This window comes from Rhizobium sp. BK456, from assembly GCF_014194045.1.
In the GTDB taxonomy this organism is placed as follows: Bacteria; Pseudomonadota; Alphaproteobacteria; order Rhizobiales; family Rhizobiaceae; genus Rhizobium; species Rhizobium redzepovicii.
Map to the genome: position 1 here is coordinate 34,226 of NZ_JACIAO010000022.1, position 8,472 is coordinate 42,697.

5 protein-coding genes are annotated in these 8,472 nt (G+C 60.7%); 4 read left to right on the forward strand and 1 reads right to left on the reverse strand.

Annotated features, from left to right (window positions below):
- Window positions 1-27: 27 nt before the first annotated feature.
- The 4 genes from prfA to clpB all read left to right on the forward strand — a co-directional run bounded on the left by prfA (window position 28) and on the right by clpB (window position 5,893).
- A complete protein-coding gene (gene prfA / locus FHX03_RS33810) occupies window positions 28-1,107 on the forward strand; it encodes a peptide chain release factor 1 (RefSeq protein ID WP_183857508.1) in 1,080 nt (359 codons plus the stop codon).
- Window positions 1,104-1,964 (forward strand): peptide chain release factor N(5)-glutamine methyltransferase, encoded by an 861-nt coding sequence (gene prmC / locus FHX03_RS33815; RefSeq protein WP_183857510.1) that lies wholly within the window; start codon window positions 1,104-1,106, stop codon window positions 1,962-1,964. Before prfA ends, prmC begins: the two co-directional genes overlap by 4 nt.
- A 343-nt stretch (window positions 1,965-2,307) precedes the next feature.
- A complete protein-coding gene (locus tag FHX03_RS33820; protein WP_183857512.1) occupies window positions 2,308-3,042 on the forward strand; it encodes a DUF4167 domain-containing protein in 735 nt (244 codons plus the stop codon).
- A gap of 250 nt (window positions 3,043-3,292) precedes the next feature.
- A complete protein-coding gene (gene clpB / locus FHX03_RS33825) occupies window positions 3,293-5,893 on the forward strand; it encodes an ATP-dependent chaperone ClpB (protein ID WP_097629790.1) in 2,601 nt (866 codons plus the stop codon).
- A 189-nt stretch (window positions 5,894-6,082) separates the two neighbouring features.
- Here the strand turns inward: clpB and FHX03_RS33830 are convergent, their stop codons facing one another.
- A complete protein-coding gene (locus tag FHX03_RS33830) occupies window positions 6,083-8,023 on the reverse strand; it encodes a M23 family metallopeptidase (RefSeq protein WP_097629789.1) in 1,941 nt (646 codons plus the stop codon).
- Between the last annotated feature and the right edge of the window lie 449 nt (window positions 8,024-8,472).

Below are 8,472 nucleotides of genomic sequence, written 5' to 3' on the forward strand. Positions count from 1 at the left end.
AGACGTTAAGAAGAATCGGAGTGAAGGGTGGCGAAGCTTCCCGTTGAAAAGATGCGCGAGCTGGAACGCCGTTTTGGCGAGATCGAAGCGCGCATGTCGGCCGGCCCGGCTGCCGACGTCTATGTGAAGCTCGCATCCGAATATTCCGAGCTGCAGCCCGTCGTGACGAAGATCCGCGCCTATGAGAAGGCGAATGCCGAGCTTGCCGATCTCGAAACGCTGCTCGAGGACAAGTCGGTCGACCGCGAGATGCGCGACCTAGCCGAGCTGGAGATGCCCGAGGTGAAAGAGCAGATCGAGGCGCTCGAGCAGGAGATGCAGATCCTGCTTCTGCCGAAGGACGCAGCGGACGAAAAGAGCGCGATCCTCGAAATCCGCGCCGGCACGGGCGGATCGGAAGCAGCCCTTTTTGCCGGCGATCTCTTCCGCATGTATGAGCGTTTTTCGGCGGAGAAAGGCTGGAAGGTGGAAGTGCTCTCGGCAAGCGAGGGCGAAGCCGGCGGTTACAAGGAAATCATCGCGACGATCACCGGCCGCGGGGTCTTTGCCAAGCTGAAATTCGAATCCGGCGTGCATCGCGTGCAGCGCGTGCCTGAGACCGAGGCAGGCGGGCGCATCCACACGTCGGCGGCAACGGTTGCGGTGCTGCCCGAGGCCGAGGAGATCGACATCGAGATCCGGCCGGAGGATATCCGCATCGACACGATGCGCTCTTCGGGTGCGGGCGGCCAGCACGTCAATACGACGGACTCGGCGGTGCGCATCACCCATCTGCCGAGCGGCATCGTTGTCACCAGCTCGGAAAAATCGCAGCACCAGAACCGCGCCAAGGCGATGCAGGTGCTGCGCTCCAGGCTCTACGATGCCGAGCGGCAGAGGGCCGACAGCGAGCGGTCGGCCGACCGCAAGAGCCAGGTCGGTTCCGGCGACCGCTCCGAACGCATTCGCACCTATAATTTCCCGCAGGGGCGCATAACCGATCATCGCATCAATCTGACGCTCTACAAGCTCGATCGGATGATGGAAGGCGAAATCGAGGAGGTCGTCGATGCGCTGATGGCCGATTACCAGGCAAGCCAGCTGGCGCAGCTCGGCGAGCAGCAATGAGCTCGACGGTTGCCGATACGCTCGCCGAAGCACGCCGCCGCTTCACCGAGGCGGGTATCGCCGACCCGGCAACCGATGCGCGCTTGCTTGTCGCGGGCCTTCTGAAACTATCGCCGACCGAGCTTTTGACGCGATCGGCCGAGAGGCTTTCGTCTGAGCAGGCGGAGGTGATGTCCAAGGCGGTCGAGCGGCGGCTCGGCCATGAGCCGGTGCACCGCATTCTCGGCGAGCGGGAATTCTACGGCCTGCCGCTTGTCCTTTCGGTGGAAACGCTGGAACCCCGGCCGGATACGGAAATCCTGGTCGATACGGTGCTTGCCTATCTCAAGGACCTTGCAAAGACACAAGGCCATCTCCATATCCTTGACATGGGAACCGGGACCGGGGCGATATGCCTTGCGCTTTTGAGCGAATGTCCCGATGCGTCGGGTGTCGGAAGCGACATATCGGCGGATGCACTTCGCACAGCAAGATCGAATGCAGAAAAAAACGAGTTGCAGGATCGTTTTCAGGCCGTGCAGTCGAGATGGTTCGAGAGCATCCAGGGTTCGTTTCACGCGATTGTCTCAAATCCGCCCTATATTGCTTCCAATGTCATTCACGATCTCGCTCCCGAAGTGACGAAATTTGATCCGGTCGCAGCGCTGGATGGCGGCCCGGATGGGCTTGACGCCTACCACGCCATCGCCAAGGATGCGGCAAGGTTCATGAGGCCCGGTGGGGTCGTCGGGCTGGAAATCGGCTACGATCAGCGCAACGATGTGATGGCGATCTTTGAAGCGAAAGGCTTCAAGTGCCTCAAATCCGTAAAAGATTATGGTCAGAACGATAGAGTGCTCGTGTTTGCGCTCGCGTGACAGGCGATAATCGCTGCATTGAGCGGGACATTCTTGTTATTGCGAAGAAAAGGCTTGGATTTCCCAGGGAAGCAATATAGGTTGCGGTCACGTGTTGGGCAGATAGGAATGAACGAGATTCGTTCGGTACTTGGTTTGCCTCGGGGGTCCGCTCTTTTAAACGAGAGTTTCAACGGTTGAACACGACCCAACGCGTGAATCAGTCAAACTGACTTGAGAACCAAGCGGCAGGTCGGCGCAAAGGCGCAGTATGCTCGCGGCACAAAGGTCCTGACCCGGTTTTCCGGTCATGGCGGTTGGTGCCATGTATCCATCACAAACAGAGAATTCAGGTGAACGATCTATGAGGCCAGGACAGCAGAACAAGCGCGGTCGAGGGCGTGGTAACAACAATAATAACAACGGCGGCGGTGGAAATAACAATAACAACAATTTCAACCGCAAGGGCGGCAATCCGCTGACCCGGACTTATGACAGCTCCGGCCCCGATGTGAAAATTCGCGGGACTGCCCAGCATATCGCCGAAAAATACGCCCAGCTTGCCCGCGATGCTCAAAGCTCCGGCGACCGCGTGATTGCCGAGAACTATCTCCAGCACGCTGAGCATTATAATCGTATCATTGCCAGCGCCCAGGCGCAGATGCAGGAACGCTTCCAGCGCGACGATCGCGGCGAGTATGATCGCGATGGTGCAGACCGCGACGGTGCGGATCGCGACGGCGACGATATGGATAACAACGACAATGACGGCGACGATGTCGTTATCGTCCAGCCGCCGCAGAACAGGCAGCAGCATCGGCCGCAGGCGCAGCCGCAACCGGCGCCTGCTCCGGCGGCTGCACCGGCGCCCCAGCCCGAGGTGATCGACGGAACCGGCCCGCAGCCGGAGATCGAAGGCATTCCGGCCGAGGTCGCCATGGACGAGGAAGGCTCCGCCGGCCAGCCGCGCCAGCCCCGCCGCCGCAGCACCGGCAGCCGTCCCCGTCGCCCGCGTCGCGGCGCTGAGGGCGAAGCCGCCGCCGAGGGCGAGGGTGCCTCCGGCGAGGCGCCGGTTCTGGCCGACGCCGCATCGGAATGAGGATTTCGCTTCTCCTTCGAGGGAGGCGCGAGGTTCATGCCATCTGTTAGAATTGCAACGAAAATCCCCGGCCTCGTGTCGGGGATTTTCGTTTTGTCGGCTCTTTAAACTCGCAGAACAGGGTACCATATTCTCCTCGACTGCTTCGCCCAAATCAGAGATGGGTGAAGCGCGGCCTGCCTTTTCAGGGGGTCGATCTCAATCATCGGTCTGCGCCTCATCAGGGCAGAGCGATCCATGGAGGTAGAATATGAATATCGAGAAATATTCCGAACGGGTGCGCGGCTTCATCCAGTCGGCGCAGACTTATGCGCTGGCGCAGGGTCACCAGCAATTTACGCCCGAACATGTGCTGAAAGTCCTGCTTGACGACGATCAGGGCATGGCCGCCTCGCTAATCGATCGCGCCGGCGGTGATGCCAAGGCTGCCCGCCTTGCCAATGACGCGGCGCTGGCCAAGCTGCCGAAAATTTCCGGCGGCAACGGCAACATCTACCTGGCTCAGCCACTCGCCAAAGTGCTTTCGACCGCTGAAGAGGCGGCAAAGAAGGCCGGCGACAGCTTCGTCACTGTCGAGCGCCTGCTGCAAGCGCTGGCAATCGAATCCTCGGCTTCGACTTTTTCGACGCTGAAGAATTCAGGCGTGACGGCGCAGGGTCTGAACCAGGTCATCAACGACATTCGCAAGGGCAGGACGGCGGATTCGTCCAATGCCGAGCAGGGTTTCGATTCACTGAAGAAGTTCGCACGCGATCTCACCGCCGAGGCCCGCGAGGGCAAGCTCGACCCGGTGATTGGCCGCGACGACGAAATCCGCCGCACCATCCAGGTGCTTTCGCGTCGCACCAAGAACAATCCGGTGCTGATCGGCGAGCCCGGTGTCGGCAAGACGGCCATCGTCGAGGGACTGGCGCTGCGCATCGTCAACGGTGACGTGCCGGAATCGCTCAAGGACAAGAAGCTGATGGCGCTCGACATGGGCGCGCTGATTGCCGGTGCCAAATACCGCGGCGAATTCGAGGAGCGGCTGAAGGCCGTGCTCAATGAGGTTCAGGCTGAGAACGGTGAGATCATCTTGTTCATCGATGAGATGCACACGCTGGTCGGTGCCGGCAAGGCGGATGGGGCGATGGACGCCTCCAACCTTCTGAAGCCCGCACTTGCCCGCGGCGAGCTGCATTGCGTTGGCGCGACCACGCTCGATGAATATCGCAAACATGTCGAGAAGGATCCGGCGCTTGCCCGCCGCTTTCAACCGGTCGTCGTCGACGAGCCGACGGTCGAAGACACGATCTCGATTCTGCGCGGCCTCAAGGAAAAATACGAGCAGCATCACAAGGTGCGCATCGCCGATGCGGCGCTGGTGGCGGCGGCGACGCTTTCCAACCGCTATATCACCGACCGTTTCCTGCCCGACAAGGCGATCGACCTGATGGATGAGGCGGCGGCGCGGCTGCGCATGCAGGTGGATTCCAAACCGGAAGAACTCGACGAACTCGATCGCCGCATCATTCAGCTGAAGATCGAGCGCGAGGCGCTGAAGAAGGAAACCGACGTCGCCTCGGCCGACCGGCTGAAGCGGCTGGACACCGAATTGACCGGCCTCGAAGAGGAGGCCGATGCGCTGACGGCCCGCTGGCAGGCGGAAAAGCAGAAGCTCGGCCTTGCCGCCGATCTCAAGAAGCAGCTCGACGATGCCCGCAACGAACTGGCGATCGCCCAGCGCAAGGGTGAATTCCAACGGGCCGGCGAGCTGACCTATGGCGTCATTCCCGATCTGGAAAAGCAGCTGGTCGACGCCGAAAAGCAGGATGGCGAACGCGGCGCGATGGTGCAGGAGGTGGTGATCCCCGACAACATCGCCCACGTCGTTTCCCGCTGGACCGGCATTCCGGTCGACAGGATGCTGGAAGGTGAGCGCGACAAGCTGCTCCGGATGGAAGACGAACTGGCGAAATCGGTGATCGGCCAGGGTGATGCGGTTCAGGCCGTGTCGCGTGCGGTGCGCCGTGCGCGTGCCGGCCTGCAGGATCCGAACCGGCCGATCGGTTCGTTCATCTTCCTCGGCCCGACCGGCGTCGGCAAGACAGAGCTTACCAAGGCGCTCGCCCGCTTTCTCTTCGACGATGAAGCGGCGATGGTGCGCATGGACATGTCGGAATACATGGAGAAACACTCCGTGGCCCGGCTGATCGGTGCGCCTCCCGGCTATGTCGGTTACGACGAAGGTGGAGCGCTGACGGAAGCCGTGCGCCGCAGGCCCTATCAGGTCGTGCTGTTCGACGAGATCGAAAAGGCCCACCCCGATGTCTTCAACATCCTGCTGCAGGTGCTGGACGACGGACGCCTGACGGATGGCCAGGGCCGAACTGTCGATTTCCGCAACACGATGATCATCATGACCTCGAACCTCGGCGCCGAATATCTGACGCAGCTCGCCGACGGTGACGACAGCGATACGGTTCGCGAGCAGGTGATGGAGGTCGTGCGCGGGCATTTCCGGCCGGAATTCCTGAACCGCATCGACGAGATCATCCTCTTCCACCGCCTGAAGCGCGAGGAGATGGGCGCGATCGTCGATATCCAGCTGAAACGTCTGGTGGCGCTGCTCTCCGAGCGCAAGATCGTCATCGACCTCGACGAGGACGCCCGCCATTGGCTGGCGAACAAGGGTTACGATCCGGTCTACGGCGCAAGGCCGCTGAAGCGGGTTATCCAGAAATTCGTGCAGGATCCCCTCGCCGAGCAGATCCTGTCCGGCCAGGTGCCGGACGGATCGACGGTGAAGGTGACGAATGGTTCCGACCGGCTGCAGTTCAGGACTGGTCAGACGGTGAGCGAAGCGGCATAGGCCGATTTTGCCGGATGAATGAGAAATGGCGGCTTCGGCCGCCATTTTTGTCTGGCGGGTGCGAAACCACGCAAGGGTTAAAGCATGTCGCGCAAAAGTGTGCAGCGCTTTTTGCGGCAACGTCATGCGTAAAAACAAAGAGCCAAAGTGTACGGAGCGAATCTGAAAGATCGCCACGCGCTTTAGCGATTATTTGCTCGCCACCTGGTCGGACGTCTGGTTGTTCAGCAGCGTATCGATACGCTTGCGCTCGTCCTCGAATTTCGCCAGCGCCTCACCTTGCAGCGATTTGCCGCCCGGCAGGCGGATGCGCAGGGGATCGACCTTGGTGCCGTTGACGATCAGCTCGTAATGCAGATGCGGTCCGGTGGACTCGCCCGTCGTGCCGACCCAGCCGATCACCTGGCCCTGGCGGATCTTGGCGCCGGGGGTAACGCCCTTGGCGATGGCGCTCTGGTGATTGTAGGAGGATTCATAGCCGTTGGCGTGACGGATAATCGTCTGATTGCCGTAACCGCCAGAATCCCAGCCGGCTTTTTCCACAGTGCCGTTGCCGGCAGCGATGATTGCGGTGCCGCGGGGTGCCGCCCAATCGACGCCGGTGTGCATGCGGGCGAAACCGAGGATCGGGTGACGGCGCATGCCGAAGCCGGATTTGAAAATGCCGTTCGGGACCGGGTTGCGCAGCAGGAACTGGCGGATGCTTTTACCGTTCTCGTCGAAATAATCGACCGTGCCGTCCTCCGGATCCTGGAAGCGGTAGAAGCGTGTCTGCGTATCGCCGAAACGGGCGTTAACGTAGAGCAGCTCGGAATCCTCGGTCGCCTGGCCGGCGCTGTCGGCGACGGAGAAGAAGGCTTCGAGACTGTCGGTAGGCCTCAACTGCGCCTGGAAATCGACATTGCTGGCAAGCAGCTTGATAATCAGCGCCGTCATATCCTTGGTCATGCCGTAGGAAAGGGCAGCGCGATAGATGCCGTCATAGACGCGCGGCAGGTTCTGGCCCGGCGGCGGCGCGAAGGAATTGTCATCGAAGGCGGTGGCGATGGCATCCAGCATCGGCGGTTCGCTGCCGGGCACGTATCTGCCCTTGTCGTCGACGGCGACGGTAACGAGATGGCGGGTGCCGCGATAGACACTGGCCCGGATGATCTTTGCCTGTTCGCCCTTCTGAATGATGCCGATACGCAGCACGTCGCCCTTGTCGAGATCGGTGGAACCCAGTTGTTGCGAGATAAAACCGGCAATGCCGTCGGCATATTGCTGCGGATAGCCTGAATCCGTCAGCGCCTTGGCGATCGGCGTGTCGGCGCGGACCGGCAGGATGTCGTCGGCGAATTCCTCGGTCTGCGGCGTGATCGATTCCGATGCGGAGACGGTCATGTTCTGTTCGAGCACACGGGCGGAGAGACCGGCGGTCAGATCGACATCGGCATCCTCGTTGGAGAAACGGCGCGGATCGACGTAATAGAGGGCCGCAAGCTGGGTGTTGCCGTCCGTCAGCACCGAGCCATTGGAGCGCACATTCTCTTCGACCTCCTCGAGCGACAGGCCGGACGCCATCTTCATGCTCGTCTTGCCGGTCGGGAAGGAAACGGTTTTCAGGCTGACTTCGGATTCGACATCGGAGCCGTAAATCGCGCCGGTGCGGCTTTGCGGGGCGGGCTGCGGTTCGTCGGCGGAAAAGATCGCCAGGGGATCGAAGTCGGGATAGTCCTCGGTCGCCACGTGGTTGGCGGCCAGCGTCATCTTCACATGCGCGAAGGGCTGGCGGCGTACGACTTCCTTTTCGCCGTCGTGGACGACTGTGGAAACTTCCATGATGGCCCGGTCGGACGGTTTTGCGGCGATGGCAGGCGCGATCAGCCTTCCGCCGCGCACCACCGTCGTATCTTCGTGCGCGTCTGCCGCAGCACTTGCATAGGCTTCGGCGGGGATTGCCAGTTGCTGGCGGCCGTCAAGGGCGGCAAAAAGCGCGACGCCCATCAGGACCGAGGATGTAATGCCGGTGAGGAACGTACCCGAGAGCCAGCGGAGAGACACTTCACGGCGGTCGGGCGCACGCCTGCCGTCGGCCAGAAGCGGAGGCTCGTTGCCTAACGAGCGGATCATCATTTTCTCCGTCATCATGGCAGTCGGGTCCGCGTCCTTACATTCGACGTCTCTGGAAGCATTTCTCGGCCATCCTGGCTGGGGCGAAAGATGTGCATATTTTGGGCATGGAAGTCAAATCGCCCAGGGAAAGGCAGTCTGCCTGCATTTGCCTGTGTGAATCATGTGTCTCTTAAGACCAGCAGATTGTGATGATGTCGGGGCGCCGAGGAGACGAAAGAGCATTCTTCCCCGGAAAAGTCGAAGAAGGTTCATTTTTCGAGCCATGTCAGGCCGGTCGGAATCCGGGAAACTACCGCATTTCCCAGTCGTTGGAAAATTATCATTTGAAAACAATTGCATAAAAGAAAAATCAGTTTTTTCGAAATGGCCTGTTGACTGTTTGGGAGGGTTAGTTCTATAAGCCCACTCACTGAACGAGGGCGGCGGCGCTGCTGGCGACGAAGTCTTTCGTTCTAAAGAAACTC